Origin of the sequence: Aggregatimonas sangjinii, assembly GCF_005943945.1 — a bacterium.
Classification (GTDB): Bacteria; Bacteroidota; Bacteroidia; order Flavobacteriales; family Flavobacteriaceae; genus Pelagihabitans; species Pelagihabitans sangjinii.
The window spans coordinates 4,207,251-4,230,224 of record NZ_CP040710.1 but is presented as its reverse complement, the minus strand read 5'-3'; the positions used below and the strand labels follow the sequence as shown (position 1 = coordinate 4,230,224).

Below are 22,974 nucleotides of genomic sequence, written 5' to 3'. Positions count from 1 at the left end.
AAAGAGATGTCATGAAAAGGATTTTAGTAGTAGTACCAAATGAAAAGGATTCGGGCACGGGAGGCCAGAAGTACAATAAGTATCTTATAAAGTTCCTAGAAAGGATAGGCGGTAATGTCTCCTTTTTAACAGATGAAATGTTGCTGTTTAAGACGCGTCTCTCTCCCATTTATAACATTCTCTATTTCCTGAAATTGAATACGCTAAGTAAGGCGGATGTTATTATTACGAATAGCAGACTTTACCCGAGGCTCTTCCTCGTAATGAATATGATTAAGCTATTAAATAAGAAGAATAAGACTATCTGTATCCATCACCATTATAATTTCTTAGCCCAGACAGGTTTCAAAAAAAAACTGAATCGCTATTTGGAACTCAATTTTTTACGAAAATTCGACACTCTGATCGTACCAAGCCCTTACGTAAAAGAGATTACTGGTAATTTGTTGCCGAAGAAACGAATTTTTTTTATTGAAATAGGTTTTGTAAAAGAACACAGCGCACCAAAAGAAGAATTAAACGATGATCACCTTTTGTACGTGGGTAGTATTGAAAAGAGGAAAGGACTGGATTTATTAATCAAATCTTTACAAGAGGTCTCCGAGCATTATACTTTGGATATAATAGGAAACTATAATGAAGATGACAACTATTTTAAAATGCTCATCGCAAAAGTTAGCGAAAATAATATGGAAGATCGGGTATTCTTTCGTGGCAGAGTATCGAAAAGGGAGCTTTCTGAATATTTCTCCAACGCTTCCATTTTTGTTTTTCCTTCTTTACATGAAGGATATGGTATGGTCATAAAAGAAGCTATGCTCTACGGAATCCCCGTTATAGCTTTTAATAATTCTGCAATACCCTATTTGGTTCAAGACGGAGTAAATGGCATACTGGTAGAGAATTGCAATATAGCGGAGTTCAGCAAAAAACTGACTCACCTCCTAAAGAATAAAGAGCTTAGACAAAAACTGCGTCAAAACAATATAAATTTGGCCAAAGAAATTAGAAGCATGGAGGACGTCGATAACGATATCCGAAAATTCTATTACGGTGAAATCTTAAAAAATGATGTCATTTGAAGACAATTAAAAAACCGAGGATAACATTTTTCTGTAGAATTAAGAATAAAAAGGCTTTACGGCAAAATCTTTTTTATGCTCAAGATCTGGATATATTATCGGGTATCGACCCTGAGTTGGTAATTGCGACGAAATGGGGGGAAATAAAGTATAGCTCGGATGTAATTTTCATTTGGTGGTGGACTTACGCCTTCGTCCCGGTCCTATTAGGAAGGCTTTTAGGAAAGAGAGTTATTATCACAGGTACGTTCAATTACGAGGCTCCTGGGTCACCTAATGATTTTTCAATGCGACCTGCATGGCAGCGTATGCTTATCTGGATTTCTGCAAGATGCGCATCGACCAATATTTTTGTTTCGAAGAGGGAGTTCGATATTTTTAACGAAAAACTACAATTCTCAAATATCGAATATATCCCCCATGGGGTATATGCTGAAAATTATATCCCGGTATATGAAAGAAATTCGGATTTCTTACTTACCATTAGCTGGCTTGAAAAGTCGAATTTGCAGAGAAAATGCGTATACACAAGCGTTGATGCCCTGGCAACACTTAGAGAGAGAGGATATGACTTACGCTTAGTTATCGCAGGAAGAAGTGGAGATGCCGAACTAGAATTGAAAGAATATATAAAAGCTGCCAATCTTGAAAGTCATATTGAGGTCCTGGTCGATATAACCGAGACAAAGAAAATCGAGTTGCTTTCTTCATGTAAAATATACCTACAGCCAACGATTTACGAGGGTTTCGGTGTTGCCATTGCCGAAGCGATGAGCTGTGGCTGCGCGATAGTGACCAGTGACGCAGGTGAGGTGCCAAATGTAGTAGGCGATGCGGCCGTGGTTCTAGACAAAACCACACCCAGCACAATTGCCGAAGCTGTTGTAGACCTGATTAACGATCCCCACGATTATGAGAAATATCAAAGAAAAGCTAGACAGCGATTAACCGATTTATTCTTAGTGGAGCGACGAAGGGCAGCTATCGTCGACTTATTGGAGCGTACAGTTTAGTACTATTTGGGAACCTATGTCCCGGTCTTTACCAATATATCATTGATAACAGGAAGCAAAACCTTGGTTTCGCTGTTCGGGACGAACCAATAATTAAAGTAATATTCATCGGCAGTTTCCCTGTTTTTGGGTATTACTATTTGTGTAACGGGCAGAAAGTCTTTGCCGCTTTTCGATATCACATAGGCCGAATATCCCATTTCGCAAACCTTATCTATCAAATTCTGAGTGGTTTTACCCTGAACATTTAAGTGTCTGTTTTCGGATTCACAGATGATGATGGGCATATTTTCCTTAATAGTGTTTTCTGCTCCTTTGAACACTTCGAATTCGAACCCTTCAACATCGATTTTGAGGAATACTAGATTTGTCACCTTGTTCTTTAGGCAATAGTCATCAAGCGTTGTTGTAGTAATTCGTTCCGTGGCAATACCCTCGAATTCCGGCATTTTTAATAGTGACGATTGGCCATGACTTGGAGGGAGGAAAATATCCGCAAAACCATTTTCGCTTGAACAAGCACAGTGCTCTGCGTGAAAATTAGGAGCGGTAACGTTTTTAATGAGTCTTGAAAAAGTGTCCTTTCTAGGCTCAAATCCAATACATCTAGCCCCCAAAGGCTCGCTAAATTTTGATAAATAGAAAGAATAAGCACCAATATTCGCCCCGATATCGATAAGAACCTGTTTTTTATCGGAAATCAATATGGGCAATAACTTTTCTAAAACAGGTATTTCGACCTCGGTCTTATAAAAATCCCTAATGAGATCTTCATCTTTTGTAAAGGGTTTTAAAATGGACCATTTAATCTTTCTAAGATGATTAACACCTTTTACACCAAAAGTTTTTAAGAATACGGCTTTGATTTTAGGATTCATTGTATTGTCAATATTTTTATTGGCGAAGAAAGAGGCTCTCTTACTTTAACACTATGATGTAGGGATTACCAAGGTCTAAAAAAAAAGGCACAGGCCAAAACATTATGGTTTAAAAAGATTAGATTAAAGTTTATGAGTTAACTCGGGTGTACCTTAAGAATTCTGTTTGAGTGTAAAAGCCCATCGTTTTACTTAAGAATCGTAAATTTATAGATTTCATGCAGTCTAAACAGAAATCAGCCTTAGCCAAAAAGAACTCCGTTCATAAAGGCAACCATATACTTCAACGATTGCCCCATGTACTTCTGTATTTGTGGGCCGTGACGGTTTTCTACCTACCCTTCAGTTTTGTCTTCTATTTTTTTATAGCTTCTTTACTAATTAAGGCAATTTATTTTAAGGAGTACCAAAACATAACGATGGAAAAAGGCAAAATACCTTATCTATTGTTGTTGCTTTTTGTGCTATGGAACTTGGTAACCCTCTTTTATTCAGAAGACCTATACCAAGGATTAAAGCAGGTAGAGAAGAAGATTCCATTCCTCCTGATTTCAATTTTAGGACTGATTGGCGACCATAGACAGTTTAATTTTAAAAGGGTAACAATTTTTTTTCTTTTCGGTCTGTTAACGGTAGTTCTTCTAAGTCTTCTGTATACAGTCTATTTGTTTTATGATGGGCACTATTTGGCCGTAACACTGGTTAAAGGCTTTAATGAGGTAAATATGTTGGTCTGGTTCGAACATCGACTTTATATCGGTATTCTACTACTTATGGGTATTCCATTACTCTTGAATAAAATCGTACGAGTGCACCATCTAACTTTGCGTATTTCCTGGTTGCTTTCTTTGGGCTTGGTTTGTTTTATACTGTATTCGTCCGGATCAAGAATACTGGTTATCCTAATGCTTATTATATTTCTTTTAGCAGGCATGAATGTCCTTAAACAGAAGATTCAATTTAGGTATTATGTATTAACATTACTGATAGCAGCTATCGTCGCCGGGACTTTTATTTATAAACATCCTAGAACGCGGCTGACCCTCGACCTCATTCAAAAGAATAAGCCGCTCGATAAAATCGATAGCCGTCTTGCCACATGGGAGAATGCCATAGATATTATTATGAAGAATCCGGTTTTCGGGGTAGGTATTGGAGATGGCAAAACTGAACTGCTTGATGCGTATAAAAAAAACGGAAATCGTATTGAGCTCGAAAATGAACTCAATGTACACAACCAGTACTTACAGACTATGGTTGAATCTGGTATTTTGGGTCTTTTGTTCCTTCTGCTTTTCCTTTTCTCATTGTTCTGGGGAGTAAACAGGAAAGAAGGGCAGTTTTGGGTCTTCGTCCTTGTATTTGGCGCAGGCTTCTTTGTAGAATCAATTTTAGCAAGAAATATCGGAGTCTTCCCGATGACGTTTTGGATGTTTGTATTGCTCTCGACTCGCTCGGTCGAGAATGAGAAAGATGTTGAATATGACGACGGGTCAAAGTGGAAAAAAACATTTCTTGTTTCCTGCGCGTTGATTTCCGCATTTATTCTGATTGGTGTTTTTCTTTGGGCAAAATCGAAGTCTTTTGATAGCAAAGACCCGAAAACATATATGACGGCTCCTTTTATTGAAGTTGGGTACAGCGACTTACCCTTGAAAAAAAACCTTCCAGAAAAAACAGCTGCCTGCTCGTTTAAAGATTTAGAAGCGTTTTCCACCTTTGAACGAGGCTCGTTCATCGCACCTGAAATTTTTCGAACACAAAATGACGGCCCAGTTGCTGCAACTGCTGGTATTTGGTGCTACCTTTCTGAAAATTGTAATTTGAAGGAAGCGTATATCTATGCCTGGAATCGGGTAGACATAACTTACAGAATAGATTACGATATGAGCAAAAAAGGAAGTTGGCAGTATTTGGAGATGACCGATAAAGGTTTTAGCGAACGTTTTGCCATTGGTGTTCGAATGGATTTGGCCAAAGAATTTGCAGAGATAAAGGGAATGGTACTCTTCGCGTTGCCGGACTACAAAATCGATAAAATCGACAGCGGGCCTTAAAATGCAGGTATGCCAAACCGTTTTATCCTTAATTTTGGCTGGTTCTCTAAAATTACGGCGCTTTCATCGGACAAGTGATTCATTTGGATAAGATTTCGGTTCTTTGCGGAAAATTGGAAGCTCTTGCGTTCTGGTTAGAACTACTTTGGTTATGAGAAGATATGTATTGTATTGTAGCACTTTGATTGTCCTGATGCTGTCATGTTCGAAAGATGATAGTGTTAAAATCCCCAAATCAACCGAAGTCAGTGGCAAAGTGATCTTCGAGATGAACGGGACCTCACTCAACACTGAAGACTATGGCCTTAAGGTAACCCTTGGTGATACCATGATCGTGGCACTGGATAGCTTGGGGACTTTCGATTTTAAGGATATCGTTTTTTCGGAATATAAATTTAAGATTGAAAACGACCAGGAGGTTTTTTTGGATACCGTAATTGCGGTAGATAAAACCCCCTTCAATTTAGATTTTAAGGTTTCTTCGACTGCCCTTCGCGACTTCTTTAATTATAAGGAAGGAGATGTACTTGTTTATACATATGATGCACTATATACTAACGGATATGCTTATACTTATCAAAAAATAGAAGGTATTAAGGAATGGAAGATTTTGGACATTACCAAAGAGAATGGATTTTCCATCTACACCATCGAAGAAAGCTTGACTGCAAACAAAACATTTTTCGAAGACAGATTTGATGACGAATCTGCTATACTGACAACCGAGATCGACTCTACAACGATATTTAAAATTACTGGCGAGCTAGAGAAAGAAAATCCAAAAATAATGGGGGATCGTTTTGGAGAAACAGTGAATTATGGGTTCGGAGCTTCCAATGTCATATTAGTTTACCAATTTACTTATCCACATTGCAGCGGCACGTTTTGTAATGAAAATTATTGGATGATTCAAAGATTTTCGTATACAGCGGAAGAAAATCATGTTTTCCGACCATCTTCATGGATTTACCATGCTCCATCAAGAATTACGGTAAGCACTGAACGTGGTATCGAGGAAATTTACGATTATTCTATGGGTACCTCACACAGTGCTCCGGGTTCATTCGAGCATCTACAATTACAAGAACTAATTCGAAAATAATCCTGCTTCAAGCGTTCTTAAATATGTCTTAAAACTGGCACACTTTAATAACATCACCAACGCCTTACTCTTAGCATAAAGATGAGCTTCTTACGGTTTTCGGTTATGCTGTCTTTATTCGAAGCTTTTAATGTAAATTTTTTTTTCACTGAAAATAGAGTAATTCTAAATGGTGTTCCATTGGCAATTTCGACTAAAGTGTTTTCAAAAATGTTATTTTCGCACTGTATTCAATCCTTGTTAAGGAGAATTGGCGAAATAACATGAAACAAATCATACAAGACCTAAAGAACGGAGAAACCATTTTAGAAGAAGTTCCGGTTCCCATGGTAAAATCGGGCTGCGTGCTCATTAAAACCTCGAGAACATTGGTCTCCTTAGGTACCGAGCGTATGTTGGTCGAATTCGGCAAGGCCAATTTTATCCAAAAGGCCAAACAACAGCCCGATAAGGTCAAAATGGTTTTGAATAAAGTAAAGACAGATGGCCTTAAACCCACTATGGATGCCGTGCTGAACAAACTCAATCAGCCTTTGCCCTTAGGGTATTGTAATGTAGGGAAAGTGGTTGGCGTAGGAAGGGGTGTTACCGAATTTCAAGTCGGAGATCGCGTAGCTTCCAATGGAAATCACGCTGAATATGTCAATCTTCCAAAGAATTTGGTGGCAAAGGTTCCAGATAACGTAACTGACGAGGAAGCGGCCTTTACGGTTATCGGTTCTATAGGTCTACAGGGTATCCGCTTATTAGACCCAACATTTGGAGAAACCATTGTGGTAGTAGGCCTGGGACTTATAGGCCTAGTTACAGCTGAGCTATTGTTGGCTAACGGATGCAATGTGATAGGTTTTGATTTTGACCCGGAAAAAGTGCGCATTGCGAATGAAAAGGGTATTGTAGGCATCAACCCGGGTGAGGGTACCGACCAAGTAAAATTTGTGGAGTCCCACACGAAAGGCGTGGGTGCGGATGGCGTGATCATTACCGCTTCTAATAAAAGCAATGAGATAATTGCCCAATCGGCTCAAATGTGTAGAAAGCGTGGTCGAGTAATTTTGGTTGGTGTGATCGGGTTGGACATCAGCCGGGCCGATTTTTATGAAAAAGAGATTTCTTTTCAAGTATCCTGTTCTTATGGCCCTGGTCGCTATGATGAGGAATACGAACAAAAAGGAAACGATTACCCGATTGGCTTCGTTCGCTGGACCGAAAAACGCAATTTCGAGGCGATACTGAATGCCATTTCCAAAGGCACCTTAGATGTAAAACCCCTGATTACCGAGCGTATACCGCTCAAAAATTATAGTGAGATTTATGGTGATATGACCAATTCTAAGTCTATTGCCTCCATTTTGGAATATGATACTACTGAATCACCAGTGAACACCGTCACGATTACTGATAAATCTTTCGAAGGCAAGAAAGGCGTTATCGGAATTATAGGTTCAGGTAACTTTACTAGTTCTACACTACTTCCGAACCTTAAAAAACTGAATGCCGATATTAAATATATTGCGAGCTCGGGAGGTCTATCATCAACCATTATGGCCAAGCGCCACTCCATTGGTAATTCAACATCGAACTACAAAGAAATCTTAACTGACGCGGGAGTAGATCTTGTACTTATTACTACCCAACATCACATGCACGCGCCCATGGTGCTGGAAACCATGAAGGCGGGTAAAAGTGTTTTTGTCGAAAAGCCCTTGGCACTAAATGAAAAAGAACTTGAGGCGATCATCACTGAATACAATCAGCAGAATGTTAGTGTAAGCGTTGGTTTTAACAGGCGTTTTGCGCCTTTGGCAAAAAACATGAAAGCCCAATTAGGAAATAATGATGCTCCTGTTAACATCGTTGCGACGATGAATGCCGGCTTTATATCTGCCGATGTTTGGGTACACGATATGCAAGTAGGTGGCGGCCGAATCATTGGGGAAGCCTGCCATTATATCGATTTATGCACGTATTTTACAGGAAGCTTGGTGAAGTCGGTGTGCATGAATGCCATGGGTACCGACCCTCAGGAGAATACCGATAATGCGAGTATTCTATTGCGTTACGAAAACGGTTCAAATGCCGTCATCAACTATTTTTCCAACGGCAGCAAGGCTTATTCGAAAGAACGCGTGGAGGTATACTCACAGGAGCGTACGTTGGTTATGAATAATTGGAGAAAATTGAAGTCTTACGGATTTAAAGATGGGAGAAATGCTTCTTCAAAACAGGACAAAGGGCATTATAATCAATTTCAGGAATTGATAGCACAACAGCAAAAAGGTGGGAGTCCGATCATTCCTTTCAAAGAAATTTTAAATACCACTAAAGCATCGTTTGCGGCTATCGAATCATTGAAGCAAGGTCAATGGATCTCCATAAACTAAGGTTACTGTTTCATACCCTAAGATATCTTCGTCTTAAACAAATCTATTATCGAATATATTATGTTGTACGAAATCGATTTTTTAAAAGAGCGTATAAAAAGACGCTGAACCAACGGGAGGGATTTTTGAAATGGAACGACTCCATTTTATATACCGATAGTTATATTGGTTCGAATTCTTTTTTATTTTTAAATCTAGAACATCGATTTACGGCTGATATAGACTGGAATTATTCCAATTTCGGAAAACTTTGGACCTATAATCTTAACTATTTTGATTTTCTAAATCAGCAGACCATTTCCCCTGAAGAGGGTTTGAGATTGATTTTAGATTATAGTACAAAAGATTCGATCTTGAAAGATGGAAAGGAACCTTATCCTATTTCACTCAGAGGAATCAATTGGGTCAAGTTTCTCTCAAAAAACATGATTTCCAATTTCGAAATTGATCAGCTACTTTTTAATCATTATCAAACGTTACTCCACAATCTAGAATACCATCTTTTAGGAAACCATTTATTGGAAAACGGATACTCCTTACTGTTCGGAGCCTATTATTTTGAGAATAAGAAATTCTATACAAAAGCCAAGCAAATTCTAAAAGCAGAACTCTCGGAACAAATACTGAATGATGGCGCTCATTTTGAATTGTCCCCCATGTACCATCAAATTTTATTATTTCGGTTATTAGACTGTTTTAAACTGGTAGAGACGAACCAATGGCAAAATGATGATATTGGTCAGCTCTTAAGAAACAAAGCCGCAAACATGCTCTCATGGCTTCAGGAAGTCACCTTTGCCAATGGTAGTACACCAATGGTGAACGATAGCGCTTATGGAATCGCTCCTTCGTCACAACAGCTTTTTGATTATGCCGAACAATTAGGGATTGTTTGGCAACAGGGTAAACTTTCGGATTCCGGATATAGAAAGGTTACAAAAATAGATTATGAGCTTTTCGTGGATATAGGAAATGTTGGCCCGAAGTATCAATCAGGACACGCCCATTCCGATACCTTTAATTTTGAAATGTATGTACTCGGTAGTCCGGTGATAGTAGATACGGGAACTTCTACTTATGAAAATAATAGTCGACGACAGCAAGAGCGGGAAACCGCTGCGCATAATACGGTAAAAATCGATGGTCGTGAGCAAACTCAGGTATGGGGTGCCTTCAGGGTTGCAAAGCGAGCGAAAGTTATCGATATTATTGAAAGAAAAGATTTCTTAAGTGCTACGCATAATGGTTATAGAAATCTAGGTGTCAACCATACAAGACAATTTACTACCGAAACTTCGAAAATTTTAATAGAGGATTTCTTGGGTAAGGACATTGAACTAGGTTCAATTGCCTATTTTCATTTCCATCCATCCGTAGAAAACATAGAAATTTTTGATGATTCCCTGAAACTAGTTGATGAGGGAATCAATATAATTTTCGAAAATTCGCAAAGAGTAGCACTGAAATCGTATGATTATGCTATTGGGTTTAATAAAAGGGTAAAATCAAAAAAAATTGAGGTACAATTTTGCAATACATTACGTACACATATACAGTTGTGAAAGATTGCAATTTGTTATTATCGGGAATAATTGAGTTATACGCTCGGCATGCAGTAAAATTACCGAAATGAAAATCTTTATAATAAGCAATTACTTATACCCGGAAACCGGTGCCGCGCCAAATAGAATCACCCAAATGGCAAACGAACTTGGAGTGGATTATGAGGTAACGGTCTTGGCACCTTTACCAAATTACCCTACAGGTAGGATTTTCGAAAACTATCGAGATACGTTCTTCAAAAAGGAAAAAATAGATACGTTCAGGGCAAGAAGGTACAAGACCTATAATTCGATTTCTAAAAATCCCTTTAAAAGGTTTATTTCGATGGTTTCGTTCGGTTTTGTGATGTTTTTGGACATCATTCATCTTATCCGAAAGGCGCCTAAAATCATCATTGTACAGAATTCTCCTTTGCTGGTTTCTTTTTTTGGAATCATTTATGGCAAACTCTTTACACGGTCTAAAATCGTGCTCAACGTCTCTGACCTATGGCCCTTGTCGGCATTGGAGCTAGGTGTATTACATCGAGGTTATTTTTACAGTGTACTTGAACGGATAGAAAAGTTCAATTACCGAAACGCCGACTTAATCCTAGGACAGTCGAATGAGATTCTTACGCATATAAAAGAATTGGTATCTGACAAGGAGTATTTTTTATACCGAAATATACCGATGTTAAATAGCCCTAGCAGCAAGATAAAAAAAACAAGCCCTTTTAAAGTCGTATATGCCGGTTTGTTGGGTGTTGCACAAGGAGTATTGGAAATTTGCGAAAGAGTGGATTTCAAAAGGTTAGGGGTGGAGTTTCATATTTATGGGAAGGGAAATGAACTGGACGATATTAAGAAAATCGCGAGTGATGGCTCAAAGAATATCCAATATATGGGTTCTTATACCGCTAATGAGATTCGTGAAAAATTGCCGTGTTACCATTTTTCCATCGTTCCACTCCGAAATAGAATCTATGGCGCCGTACCTTCGAAGATATTCGAGTTGACCCTGTTGGGTGTACCTGTACTTTTTTGTGGCGGCGGGGAAGGTGCTGAAATAATTGCCTCTAATGGTTTAGGGTATGTTTCAGAACCTGGTAATTTTAGTGAACTTTATGCTAATATTGAAAGGGCTAAAAACCTGACAACCGAAGAATATGCCCAATTCACTCTAAATTGCGACAACTACGGCGAGAATCAATTAAATTTTGAAAATCAAATTGCGGAATTAAAGAAAGTGATGAACGGTTTAGCGGAGTAGCTATAACCCAATTGTTTAAATTTGTAAATGCCCAGACCGTCCATTTTAAATTCAATAGAACGCAAGTTCATATTACTTATCGGTGATCTCGGTATAGTGCTGCTAGCGCTTAATGTTTTTGTCAACTCCGCCATTGACGCCGAATTTATTTCGATGCGGCTGAAAATAGGCGTTTTTACGTTTGGCATTTTCGTGTACCTATCCTTGGCGTATATTCTGGAATTTTATAGCTTGGAAAAGGTGAGCAGACGAAGGAATATCGTTGCCCAGTCTATCTATGTAACCGGACTGTTCGTTTTTTTGGTTTTTATATTTTCTGTACTGATTTTCGACGCGAGTTTTTGGCGCATCCCCCTTTTAAGTTTTTTGTTGCTGACACCTGTACAAATTGGGGGTTGGCGTTTGTTGTTCAGGAATATTTTTGCGGTAATACCGGATTCGAAGAATGTATTGTACATCTACGATGCGCACACGTTTGGAAGCTTACGGGAAGATATCGCCATTATTAACGGAAACGAAATAAAAACCTTTCATAAGGTAAAATTGACCTATTCCATAGAACAGGATTCTTCTATCAATAAGAAGTTTTTTTTGTCGGCTGCGGGTAAAATAGACACCTTTATCATCAACACCAGAAATTACAATGAGTTGCCAAGCGATTTGGAGAAATTGATGCTGAGGTCTATTGTGAAGGGAAAAGAGGTTATTTCCTTCACTTCTTTCTACGAGAACACCTATGAGGCCATGCCCATTCGTTCCCATAATGATAGCTTTTATGAATTGTTGCAGCTTCGAAATAGGAAAATCAGATACTTACAGCTGATTTTCAGTTTTGTAATGAATTTTCTGCTCTCCCTGTTCGTCGGTCTTATTTTCGTGCTATCGATACCCTTTGTGTTTATTGGAAACCTACTTTTCAATAAAGGTCCCATGTTCTACACCCAAAAAAGAGTTGGTCTCTATGGAGAGGAATTCAAAATATACAAGTTCCGATCCATGGTCATCGACGCTGAAAAAGAAGGGGCCAAAATGGCATCCAGCGGCGATAGTCGAATTACACCCTTTGGGAAGGTATTGCGCCTTTTCCGCATCGATGAATTGCCCCAGATCATATCGGTCATCAAAGGCGATATGCAATTTATAGGTCCTAGGCCCGAGCGGAAGGTTTTTGTAAAGGAAATCAGTAAGCTAACACCCTACTACAATGTTCGTCATCTTATTAGACCGGGCATAACGGGCTGGGCACAGGTGAAGTTCAAATATGGCCAGAATTTAGAGGATTCGGTCAAAAAGCTGGAATATGATTTTTACTATATAAAAAACAAATCAATAACCTTAGATTTGAGGATAGTATTGAAGACCGTGACAACCGTTCTTTTCTCCAGAGGTATTTAGTAAATGCAAGGAAAGGGTACTAAGGAGGCCATCGATTTCAATACGCACAAACAACATTTATGAAAAAAGTTTTAATTACGGGAGCGGCCGGTTTTTTAGGGTCCCATTTATGCGATAGGTTCATCAAGGAAGGGTATTACGTCATCGGTATGGATAATCTGATTACTGGAGACCTGAAGAATATCGAGCACCTTTTTCCGCTCGAGCAGTTCGAATTTCACCATCATGATGTTACCAAGTTCGTGCACCTGCCCGGCAAGCTGGATTATATTCTGCATTTTGCATCTCCGGCAAGCCCTATCGATTATCTGAAAATACCGATTGAAACATTAAAAGTCGGATCTTTGGGAACACTTAACCTTTTGGGGCTGGCAAAGGAGAAGAACGCAACTATCCTGGTCGCCTCAACCTCGGAGGTTTACGGGGATCCCTTGGTACATCCTCAGAATGAAGAGTACTATGGCAACGTGAGCCCTATAGGCCCTCGGGGCGTTTATGATGAGGCGAAACGTTTTATGGAGTCGATTACCATGGCATACCATCGCTTTCATGGTGTCGACACACGCATTGTCCGTATTTTCAATACGTATGGATCGCGCATGCGCTTGAACGATGGTCGCGTAGTTCCTGCATTTATGGGTCAAGCGTTGAGAGGTGAGGATTTGACAGTGTTCGGGGATGGAACACAAACCCGATCTTTCTGTTATATAGATGACCAAGTGGAGGGAATATACCGATTGCTACTAAGTGGCTATTCCGACCCTGTAAATATCGGAAACCCTCATGAAACAACCATAGGGGAGTTCGCCGAGGAGATTATCGCCCTAACGGGCACGAAACAAAAAGTGATTTACAAACCTCTGCCCCAAGACGATCCCTTGCAGCGACAACCGGACATCACCAAGGCAAAAGAGCTCTTGGGTTGGGAGCCGAAAGTGGCCCGTTCCGAGGGGCTAAAAATCGTATACGATTACTTCAAATCCCTTCCAGCGGAGGTTTTAGAGCGTAAGGCGCATCGCGAATTCGCCAAGAGTAATTAATTAGAATATCCATTTAACTTTGAAGAATATCTCATGAACATCCTTATCCTTGGCGCGGGAGGCCGTGAACATACTTTAGCTTGGAAGTTGACACAGAGTCCGAAATTAAAAAAATTAGTTGTGGCACCCGGTAATGCCGGTACTTCGCAAATCGCTACGAACATACCGATTGGTGTAAACGATTTTGAGGGAATCAAGAAATTGGTTCTTAGCGAAAATATCGACCTCGTCGTAGTTGGTCCGGAAGACCCCTTGGTCAATGGGGTTCACGACTTTTTTCTCAACGACGCCCAATTGCAGAAGGTTGGGGTTATTGGTCCCCAAAAAGCTGCCGCTACTTTAGAAGGAAGTAAAGAGTTCGCCAAGGAATTCATGATGCGCCATCATATCCCCACCGCTGCGTATCAAAGCTTTACTTCCGCAAGTTTGGAACAGGGCTACGCATTTTTAGAAAGCCTTGCCCCTCCGTACGTACTCAAAGCCGATGGTTTGGCAGCAGGAAAGGGCGTGTTGATCTTAAATGATTTACAGGAGGCCAAAAGCGAACTAAAGACCATGTTGATCGATGCGAAATTCGGCAAAGCCAGCACTACGGTGGTCATAGAAGAATTTTTAGACGGCATAGAGTTAAGCGTTTTCGTGCTTACCGATGGCAAGGGTTACAAAGTTTTGCCGACGGCCAAAGACTATAAGCGGATCGGAGAGGGAGATACCGGATTGAATACGGGCGGTATGGGTGCTATTTCGCCCGTTCCTTTTGCCGATGCGGAATTTATGGGGAAAATACACGACCGCATCGTAAAACCGACTGTAGAAGGCCTTAAAAAGGATAAGCTCCCCTACAAGGGTTTCATTTTTATCGGTTTGATAAAGGTAGGTGATGAACCCAGGGTAATCGAATACAACGTACGCTTGGGAGATCCCGAAACCGAAGTAGTAGTCCCTAGAATTCAAAATGACTTTGTGGAGCTTTTTCAGGCGGTCGCCAATGAAACTCTGGATACCATCGATTTAAAGATCGACGAACGTACCGCAACAACGGTGATGTTGGTTTCGGGGGGCTATCCAGAGGCTTATGAAAAGGGAAAAGCAATTACTGGCGTTGAAACCGTAAAGGAATCGTTGGTATTCCATGCAGGGACTAAGCATCAAGATGGGAAGGTAGTAACGAATGGGGGGCGTGTTATGGCCATCACTTCATTCGGAGAAGAATTTAAGGAAGCGCTCAAAACTTCCTACGGCAACATTGCAAAAATATCCTTTGAAGGAATGAATTACCGAACCGATTTAGGATTCGATCTCTAGCACTTTTCACAACTAGACTTAACACAATGTATTAGGCTGAAAGGGCTTTAAGGTAGGGGATACTATAGGTAGGAATGAGAAGTTACACTCTTATCCTCTTCGCCCTTGTCATCATACTTCTTGAGTTCGAGCATCCAATACACGAAAGCGACCGAACCGATGATAGCAAGAATCCAGTTTATGGTGTTAGCGGCCCACCAGCTTTCCATAAAACGAAACATATCATAGGGAGCGAAAAGTACGTTTACGAATAAATCTTCTATGCCTTCGAAAAATGCTTTCATGTTATAGTATATTTACGAAAATCAATATCATTGCGAACCGCAAAAATATAAAAATCAAAGATGATTTCAAGCTTTTTTGGCAAAACAAAGCCAATTAATTATATCATTCTAATCACCTTTATCTTCATTTTCTATTGGTTCGTGCACTTTATCGTCTTTGATAAAACGTACGGTTTGGAAGAATTAGTGCTGCAGCTCGTCATTTTGGCCATTCTTTCTTTTGGGCTTTTTGTGCTTAATTTTATCGTGAAGCGCAATAAAATAACGGGTACCCATTCCTTTGCAATTCTATTTTTTACAATGTTGCTTATGGTTTTTCCACAAACCTTAATCGACAACAATGCGGTGCTCTGTACCTTTTTTCTCTTTCTCACCATGCGCAGGCTCATCAGTGTTCGGTCAATGAAAACCATCAGGCTTAAGATTTTCGATGCGACCCTTTGGATCGTAACGGCCAGTATTTTCTATGATTGGGCGCTTATTTATTTGCTTGTCGTCTTTTTGGCCATTTATATCTACGAGCCAAAAAACCTAAAAAACTGGATGGCACCCTTGGCCGGTCTGTTTACCGTTTTTATGATCATGTATTGTGTATTGGTGCTGACGGGAAACACCGATTTTCTGCAAGAACATTATCGTTTGGAATACACTTTTGACAAGGCGTATTTTCTTAACTGGCTTCATAGCACTAAGCTGGTTCTGTACATTATCGGGATTTCCTTTGTGGGGTTTATGAGCTTTCTGAGTGTAGGGAAAGCAGGTGTCGGCAAGGTGGCCACCCTCCGCTTAATCGCATTTTTATTCTTTTTAGGCCTTGTGCTAGAAGTGCTGATCGCTACACCTGGGAAATATCCCATCATGGTCACCTTCTTCCCCGCGGCCATTTTCTTGGCCAAGTATGTCGAGTCTATCAAAAAGGCGAACATTAAGGAAATCGTTCTGATGCTTTCGATTTTTATTCCCTTTATGGTCTTTTTTATCGGCCTGATCATACGCTAGAAATATTTGTCACAATCCGATTAGTAAGTCAGCGGCACCTATGGAGGTGCCCGGCGGTAGGGTTTCATAGATAATATCGATATCTTTATCCCAAAACAGCAACAGATGTTCAGTGATTTCACCTTTGGTATTTTCGAAAAAAGCATTCAGACCTATCATATAAAAGACGATGTATATCAGTCCTTTGAAAACCCGTATCCGAAAGACGACATCGCACATTTGCTCTATCGTAAAAACTGGATAGATACGGTGCAATGGCATTATGAGGATATCATTCGTGACCCGAATATCGAACCGGATGCAGCGCTAACGCTTAAGCGTAAAATCGATGCGAGCAATCAGGACCGAACAGACCTTGTTGAGTACATCGACAGTTATTTCCTAAAAAAGTACCAATCGGTAGAAACTTTGGAAAATGCGACCATCAACACCGAAAGCCCGGCTTGGGCCATTGATCGGCTGTCCATCTTGGCACTGAAGATTTACCATATGGCAGAGGAGGCTAGTAGAAAAGGAGCCTCTGAAGCGCATCTCAAAAAATGCCAGGACAAATTGAAGGTGTTGCTGGAACAACGCACCGATCTTTCCACAGCAATCGATCAGCTGTTGGCCGATATCGAAGCAGGGAGAAAATACATGAAAGTGTATAAACAAATGAAGATGTACAATGACGACGAGCTAAACCCGGTGTTGAGAGGTCAAAAATAATGGGGATGAACGCCAAAGCCCATATCTTGGTGATACGCCTTTCCGCTATGGGCGATGTTGCCATGACCGTCCCTGTACTTCTGGCACTTACGCAGCACTATCCTGAGCTAAAGATTACCGTGCTTACCCGAGCCTTCTTTACACCCATGTTTTCTCAAATGTCAAATGTGACCGTTTTCGAGGCTGATGTAAAAGGAGCCCACAAAGGACTTTTAGGGCTGTGGAATCTTTACAAAGCTTTAAAAAAAATGCGGTTCGATGCAGTGGCCGACCTACATAATGTGCTCCGAAGCAATGTGTTGAAACCTCTTTTTCGATTGGATTTGGTACCCTTTTATCAAATTGATAAAGGTCGAAATGAGAAAAGGGCCCTTACTGCGCGCAAGAATAAAGTCTTTGCACAATTACGAACGACCCATCAACGGTATGCCGACGTATTTTCCCAAATGGGTTACCCTATTCAATTGGAGAAAACGACGCTATTAAAGAAAGAAACCCTTTCGGGAAATCGCGCTAAACTTCTTTACCCCGGCAATAAAAAAATAATCGGGATTGCACCCTTCGCAGCTTTTGAGGGTAAAGAGTATCCGATAACCCAAATGGGGGAAGTCATCAAAGGCTTAAAAGACAAGGGAGACTACAAGATTTTCTTGTTTGGTGGCGGTACCGAAGAAAAGCGACGATTAGACCAATTTGCCGATGGAAAAGACTGCGTCAATACCATCGGTCAGCTCGGTTTTGCCGAAGAACTGGCATTGATCAGCAATTTGGATGTGATGCTCGCTATGGATAGTGGCAACGCGCATTTGGCAGCTATGTGCGGGATTCCGACAGTTACGCTTTGGGGTGTAACACATCCGTTTGCCGGATTTGCCCCTTTCGGTCAGCAAGCACACACCTTGGTAGCCGACAGACATGAATTTCCGTTGATTCCGACCTCCGTTTACGGCAATAAAGCGCCAGAAGGGTATGAAAAAGCTATTGCCAGCATTGCACCGCAAACGGTCGTTGACAAAATACTTGAACTTTCAGTAACGTGAGCGATTAGACCGAGGTGGTTCTAGGTTCCAAGGTTTTAAAATAATAGCGCAATTGAGACATAAAACGGTACTTTCGGGCACTAGGCGCGGTTTCGACCATAAGTGTACGAATACCTAGAAAAGCGCTCATCAAGTAAATGGCCACACCTTCGGCATCTACATGACGGTCGATATGCCCATTGAACTTACCCCTTTGCACCGCGGAAACCAAAGTAACTTCCCAAACTTTGAGCACTTCGTTCAAGTGCTTCATAATATGCTCGTTTCGGCCATTGAATTCGTTTACGAAATTATTGAGTACAAACCCAAAATCAAGTTCGTTGTGTACGGCGGTTTCCAAGGCATTTTCAAAACAACTGCTTATCAAATCCAAAGTATGTTCGTGCCCTTCTATCGGCTCAATGAGCATGGTATAAACTTTTCGGACGACAAGATTTTCGATAATCTGGATAAAGAAATCCTCCTTCGAATCGAAGTGATAATAAAAGGCTCCTTTGGAGAGCGAAAGTTCTTTCAGGATATCATCAACGCTAGTATTATAATAGCCCTTTTTGTAGAATAGTTCCAGTCCGGTAACCTGCATTCTATTCATCGTTGCCATACGTTTTATACTTTTTTCCATCGATAACATAGGTTTGGTTAGATGCGAAACCGACTAAGAAGTCGGGAACTACTACAAACCCGAAAACTTTTGTTTTAGTATATGGAGCGCGATGTTTTGTTGTGAATTAACGATATAGCGTAGCGAAATCAAATGACTGAAATTTCGTTCAAACCATAAAAACGAACCGAGTGGTTTGTAGTATAGGCTCCGGTTTGGGGGCATGGTACTGAAACCTAATGGCTATTCTTTTTAAGGGAATATCAAAAGTTTCCCCTTTGGGGGCTAGGGGGCCTTATGCCACCGTCCCCTGACAACTACTTCCCGCTCCTGCGGTACAGCCATAACAATGTTGTGAGATGATGATATTGCGGTCATTCAAAATATCCTCATTGTAATCTTTGATGTGCTTTACCTTACTGGCAACTTTTAAATCCAACATCTGGTTAAAATCACAGTCGTATAACCAGCCATCCCAACTGATGGAAATGGTATTGGTACACATTACGTTTTCGACCGCGGCCGGGTTGTAGGCTTCAACTAGTGCATACATATAATCCTCATAATTTTCAGAAGCGATCAAATAATCCAGAAAACGCGCGATGGGCAGGTTGGTAATGGCGAACAGATTGTGGAAGACGATATCGAAATCCTCCTTCAACGCTTTTTTAAAGTCCGCCTCCAGGGCCATTTGGTCCCCGGGAAGGTAGGCACCTGATGGGTTGTAGACCAAATCCAAACGCAGGCCGCTACCTGGCAGACCATAACCAACGGCATTCAATTCCTGTAGTGCTTTTATCGATTTGTCGAAAACACCGTCCCCGCGTTGCTTATCGGTCTTGCCACGGGTGTAATGCGGCATGGAGGAAATAACATGCACATTGTGCTTCTTAAAAAACTCCGGTAGATCGTAGTATTTTTTGTTCGCCCGAATGATGGTCAGATTCGACCGTACGATAAAATCTTTGATACCAGCCTTCGCGGCCTCTTCCACAAACCACCGAAAATCGGGGTTCATCTCTGGCGCGCCACCAGTAAGATCCAGGGTATGCGCCCCGGTATTACGAATAACGTCCAAGCATTGGTACATCGTTTCCCGCGTCATGATTTCCTTTCGGTCGGGGCCAGCATCGACATGGCAATGCTCGCAGACCTGGTTGCACATATAGCCTACATTAATCTGTAGGATTTCCAATTTTGCGGGCCGCAACGGAAAGTGTCCGATTTCATTTATTTTATCCTTAAAGTAAGGGAGTTCGCCTTCAGCAAAGATGCCTCCATTGAGAATTTCGAGCTGCTTATTGCTTACCGCTAGTTCGTCGCCTTTCGCTTTTAATGATTTCGTCGCCATTTGTTCAATTTTCAGTAGGCCATTGTAGTGGGCAGTTTGAGCAAATATCGCTATTGTTAACTGCACATGTCAATTGTCTACAAGTTACCTACGTTGTAAATTCGTTTTAGTTTTAAATATCCAGCGATTAGCATTTAGTCAATTTAGACGCTGCCAACTGCTACTACTTACTGCTCGTTACATAGAGAGTTTATTATACTTGTTCATCATCTGTACGCCGTGCACCAGGGTGGCACCGCTTTCAATGGCAGCCCCTACGTGCACTGCTTCCATCATTTCTTCTTTGGTAATGCCTTTTTGCAAGCCGTCTTTTGTATAGGCATCTATGCAATAGGGACATTTAACTACGTGGGAGACGGCCAATGCAATCAGGGACTTCTCCCTTGCACTTAAAGCGCCTTCCTCGAAAACGGAACCGTAGTAGTCGAAAAATTTAGTACCAAGCTCTTCGCTCCATTCCGTTATTTTTCCAAATTTTCTCAAATCCTTAGGGTCATAATAAGTATCTGCCATTTTTTTCTGTTTTTTAGGTGCTACTTTCTCTTTTTCGTCGGTATCAAAATATATCGGGATGCCCTGCCCCATCTTTTCGATTTCGGGAAGGATTTCCATATTGTCCCAAATACCGGAGGAAAGGGTGTCGCCATACGCTTCCGGCAAATGGTTTTGGTACATTAAGCGTTGTGCGGTCTTATAATCGTATTCAAAAGACCGATGAGTATAATTTACTCGATAATCGAGATTTGAATGCTCCGAGGCTTGCCTCGATGCGCTAAGTTCTTTTCCTTTTCGAATACCTCTCGGGCTTGCCCCGAGGTCGTTTACTTCATCTCCGTTACTTTCTAAAATCATATACCAAACGCGCGTGGTACCGTCGTTGGCGGGCATTCCAATAACGCCGGGATTGAGCCAAAGTTTGTCCTGTACCGATTTATGGAAGGGGAGTCCACAATGTCCTGCGATAATGATATCACTTCCCGTTTCTTCAAAACATCGCCGTTTGTGGTGTTCTCCATTGGATGCAAAAACGAATTCCGACACATTGGCCAGGGTGCCATGAACGACAGTTACTTTGTTTCCGGCATAATCGAAACCAATATTTTGCGGGATTTCAGAAATCCATTGCAGGGAATCTGCGGACAAATGACCTTTGGTATACGGAAACCACATTTTTGAAAAGCTGTCGCATCGCCCACCGGCCTTAAAGTCACAACCGCAATCTTCGCTATCGTTCGCAAGCTGAAGCTCTACATTTCCAGCGATAGCCAGGGCACCCCATTTTTTAAACAACTGCACGGTTTCCTCTGGTTGTGCACAATAACCGGTAATATCTCCGGTACAGATACAGTTTTCCGCCGGTATGCCTTCGGTCTCCGCGATGGAAATCAATTTTTCCAAAGCCTGTAGATTGCTGTACACACCACCAAAGAGCAGTAGTTTGCCATTTTTAGCGCCGATATGTGTTATCCTTTTATCCATTTGGGTATCAAATAAAGGGTTACACAACTTAGTATTCCCCAGAAATTAATCCAGAGCAGGTCGGCATATTTACCAGTAGTGAATATCATCTGTTGAGGGAACCATTTGAAAATCAGCAAAAATCCGAATAAAATCCCACAAAAAACGCTTAAATGAAAACTGATTTTGGGCGCTTTGGTCTTCCAGAATATAAAAACGGGAGTCAAACCGATAACCATGGTGCCGCTAATAGTTGTTGCAGAAAGTATTTCGGCATCCAAAAAAACGGGCAATGTTCCTAAAATGGCAATCAAAACCATCGACCAACGCCCAAATTTTAGGGTATTCCCGAGATTGAGGTCAACCGACAACAATTTCGAGAAGGAGGAGAAGGTAGAGTCCAAGGTCGAGGCGGCGGAGGTAATCATGATAAAGTTGATGACCAAGAGAATGACCACCCCAAAGGCTTTCCCGACTTCAACGGCCGCTTGTCCCGTCATGTTTTGTGATTGTGCGTAGATGCCGATGACACTAAAGAGTACGATACAAATAGCCCCGACGATACCCGCCAATAAAAAACTCCGCAAGGTTACCTTAGGACTGCTCAAGAACCCCCTATCGGTCATCACCGGGTCATGAAACGGATAGCTTAACGATTGTAATACGGCCGCAAACAACAGGTTCAATCCCATTTCAAAAGACCAAGTACCGGACGCCAACATCCTTTGGGCGGTAAAAGAGGTCTCCTGGCTGAAAATACTCCATAGAATTACTATGAGTAGAACGGAAAAAAGCCCCATTTGTAAGACGTCGGTAAAAATAGAACTGCTCATCCCCCCTTTAAGCACGTAGGCCAAGGTGAGCGTCGTAAATACCAAAATAGACCAATAATAACTGCTGGTGCCCATATCCCCAAAATACGTTCCGATGACCATGGTATTGCTCCAAACCTCGTTGAATAAACGTATCGCTATCAGAATGGAAAATACGGCGACCGCCCCTTGCCCGAATTTGAAGGTTAGAAAATGATGGATACTCGTAAAATTCCCTTGAATACGCATTCGATAGATGATGATACCCGCCACGGCAAAAGAAAAATAATAGCCCGCATATGCCACTCCGCCCACCAGGCCATAATCCAATCCTAGATTGGCTGCATTAGTGATGCTTTTGGCGAATATCCAAGAGATGACCAGACTACCCATCAACATGAAGGTATTCGGCACCTTTTTTTTATGCACCGCTTTAAAAAACTGATTGGTATTTTTTGCCAAGGGAGATAGGAAAAACAGCACCAAACTCGATGCGATGACAAGGGCCCACTGCATCCCCCTTACCCCAAGAGGAGAGATGTCTGCTAGTAGAATGTTACCTATTGTTGTCATTTCGAATTATTCAACTATTGCTGTTGTTAAATGTGATTTTATGTTATCCTAATATTTATAAATTCCGTGCGCTCCCAT

General features: G+C 41.1%; 19 protein-coding genes and 1 pseudogene. 13 read left to right on the top strand and 7 right to left on the bottom strand.

The window, feature by feature from the left end:
- The first annotated feature begins 11 nt into the window (after positions 1 to 11).
- Together FGM00_RS17695 and FGM00_RS17690 are read left to right on the top strand one after the other, a co-directional pair.
- A complete protein-coding gene (locus FGM00_RS17695; RefSeq protein ID WP_138854195.1) occupies positions 12 to 1,082 on the top strand; it encodes a glycosyltransferase family 4 protein in 1,071 nt (356 codons plus the stop codon).
- Entirely contained in the window at positions 1,079 to 2,095 is a 1,017-nt protein-coding gene (locus FGM00_RS17690) for a glycosyltransferase family 4 protein (protein WP_138854194.1), read from the top strand. Before FGM00_RS17695 ends, FGM00_RS17690 begins: the two co-directional genes overlap by 4 nt.
- Positions 2,096 to 2,109: 14 nt before the next feature.
- On the opposite strand, the gene FGM00_RS17685 is transcribed toward FGM00_RS17690, so the two are convergent.
- A complete protein-coding gene (locus tag FGM00_RS17685; protein WP_138854193.1) occupies positions 2,110 to 2,973 on the bottom strand; it encodes an FkbM family methyltransferase in 864 nt (287 codons plus the stop codon).
- A gap of 218 nt (positions 2,974 to 3,191) precedes the next feature.
- On the opposite strand from FGM00_RS17685, the gene FGM00_RS17680 reads away from it, so the two are divergent.
- The 8 genes from FGM00_RS17680 (at position 3,192) to purD (ending at position 15,070) form a co-directional block, all read left to right on the top strand.
- Positions 3,192 to 5,030, top strand: coding sequence for an O-antigen ligase family protein (locus FGM00_RS17680; protein WP_138854192.1), 1,839 nt, complete (start codon positions 3,192 to 3,194; stop codon positions 5,028 to 5,030).
- Positions 5,031 to 5,181: 151 nt separating this feature from the next.
- Entirely contained in the window at positions 5,182 to 6,132 is a 951-nt protein-coding gene (locus tag FGM00_RS17675; RefSeq protein WP_138854191.1) for a hypothetical protein, read from the top strand.
- Between the two features lie 263 nt (positions 6,133 to 6,395).
- Positions 6,396 to 8,516 (top strand): bi-domain-containing oxidoreductase, encoded by a 2,121-nt coding sequence (locus FGM00_RS17670; RefSeq protein WP_138854190.1) that lies wholly within the window; start codon positions 6,396 to 6,398, stop codon positions 8,514 to 8,516.
- Positions 8,498 to 10,078: a heparinase II/III family protein gene (locus FGM00_RS17665; RefSeq protein WP_138854189.1), complete on the top strand. Its 1,581-nt coding sequence runs from the start codon at positions 8,498 to 8,500 to the stop codon at positions 10,076 to 10,078. Before FGM00_RS17670 ends, FGM00_RS17665 begins: the two co-directional genes overlap by 19 nt.
- A gap of 67 nt (positions 10,079 to 10,145) precedes the next feature.
- Positions 10,146 to 11,330 (top strand): glycosyltransferase family 4 protein, encoded by a 1,185-nt coding sequence (locus FGM00_RS17660; protein WP_138854188.1) that lies wholly within the window; start codon positions 10,146 to 10,148, stop codon positions 11,328 to 11,330.
- Between the two features lie 27 nt (positions 11,331 to 11,357).
- Positions 11,358 to 12,725: a sugar transferase gene (locus tag FGM00_RS17655; RefSeq protein WP_138854187.1), complete on the top strand. Its 1,368-nt coding sequence runs from the start codon at positions 11,358 to 11,360 to the stop codon at positions 12,723 to 12,725.
- A 59-nt stretch (positions 12,726 to 12,784) separates the two neighbouring features.
- A complete protein-coding gene (locus FGM00_RS17650) occupies positions 12,785 to 13,765 on the top strand; it encodes a UDP-glucuronic acid decarboxylase family protein (protein WP_138854186.1) in 981 nt (326 codons plus the stop codon).
- A 33-nt stretch (positions 13,766 to 13,798) separates the two neighbouring features.
- Positions 13,799 to 15,070, top strand: a complete 1,272-nt coding sequence (gene purD, locus FGM00_RS17645) for a phosphoribosylamine--glycine ligase (RefSeq protein WP_138854185.1) — start codon at positions 13,799 to 13,801, stop codon at positions 15,068 to 15,070.
- A 62-nt stretch (positions 15,071 to 15,132) separates the two neighbouring features.
- On the opposite strand, the gene FGM00_RS17640 is transcribed toward purD, so the two are convergent.
- A complete protein-coding gene (locus tag FGM00_RS17640; protein WP_138854184.1) occupies positions 15,133 to 15,354 on the bottom strand; it encodes a DUF6341 family protein in 222 nt (73 codons plus the stop codon).
- Positions 15,355 to 15,414: 60 nt separating this feature from the next.
- Here FGM00_RS17640 and FGM00_RS17635 point away from each other — a divergent pair, with 60 nt between their 5' ends.
- The 3 genes from FGM00_RS17635 to FGM00_RS17625 all read left to right on the top strand — a co-directional run bounded on the left by FGM00_RS17635 (position 15,415) and on the right by FGM00_RS17625 (position 18,101).
- On the top strand, positions 15,415 to 16,353 hold the full coding sequence (locus FGM00_RS17635) for a DUF6427 family protein (protein ID WP_138854183.1): 939 nt from the start codon (positions 15,415 to 15,417) through the stop codon (positions 16,351 to 16,353).
- 105 nt (positions 16,354 to 16,458) lie between these two features.
- Positions 16,459 to 17,061, top strand: coding sequence for a DUF4254 domain-containing protein (locus FGM00_RS17630; protein ID WP_138854182.1), 603 nt, complete (start codon positions 16,459 to 16,461; stop codon positions 17,059 to 17,061).
- A 5-nt stretch (positions 17,062 to 17,066) separates the two neighbouring features.
- Positions 17,067 to 18,101 carry a glycosyltransferase family 9 protein gene (locus tag FGM00_RS17625; RefSeq protein WP_138854181.1) on the top strand — a complete coding sequence of 345 codons (1,035 nt, stop codon included), beginning with the start codon at positions 17,067 to 17,069 and terminating at the stop codon, positions 18,099 to 18,101.
- A 4-nt stretch (positions 18,102 to 18,105) separates the two neighbouring features.
- On the opposite strand, the gene FGM00_RS17620 is transcribed toward FGM00_RS17625, so the two are convergent.
- The 5 genes and pseudogenes from FGM00_RS17620 to FGM00_RS17600 form a co-directional block, all read right to left on the bottom strand.
- Positions 18,106 to 18,723, bottom strand: a complete 618-nt coding sequence (locus FGM00_RS17620) for a TetR/AcrR family transcriptional regulator (RefSeq protein WP_138854180.1) — start codon at positions 18,721 to 18,723, stop codon at positions 18,106 to 18,108.
- A 274-nt stretch (positions 18,724 to 18,997) separates the two neighbouring features.
- A complete protein-coding gene (gene arsS / locus FGM00_RS17615) occupies positions 18,998 to 20,053 on the bottom strand; it encodes an arsenosugar biosynthesis radical SAM (seleno)protein ArsS (protein WP_138854179.1) in 1,056 nt (351 codons plus the stop codon).
- A gap of 177 nt (positions 20,054 to 20,230) precedes the next feature.
- Positions 20,231 to 20,566, bottom strand: coding sequence for an arsenosugar biosynthesis-associated peroxidase-like protein (locus tag FGM00_RS17610; RefSeq protein ID WP_138854748.1), 336 nt, complete (start codon positions 20,564 to 20,566; stop codon positions 20,231 to 20,233).
- Positions 20,567 to 20,908: 342 nt separating this feature from the next.
- A pseudogene (locus FGM00_RS17605) lies at positions 20,909 to 21,532 on the bottom strand (metallophosphoesterase family protein); the annotation flags it as partial.
- Complete coding sequence (locus tag FGM00_RS17600; RefSeq protein ID WP_236262841.1) at positions 21,517 to 22,896, bottom strand: SLC5/6 family protein; 1,380 nt, start codon at positions 22,894 to 22,896, stop codon at positions 21,517 to 21,519. The pseudogene FGM00_RS17605 and the gene FGM00_RS17600, both read right to left, overlap by 16 nt.
- Positions 22,897 to 22,974 lie beyond the last annotated feature (78 nt).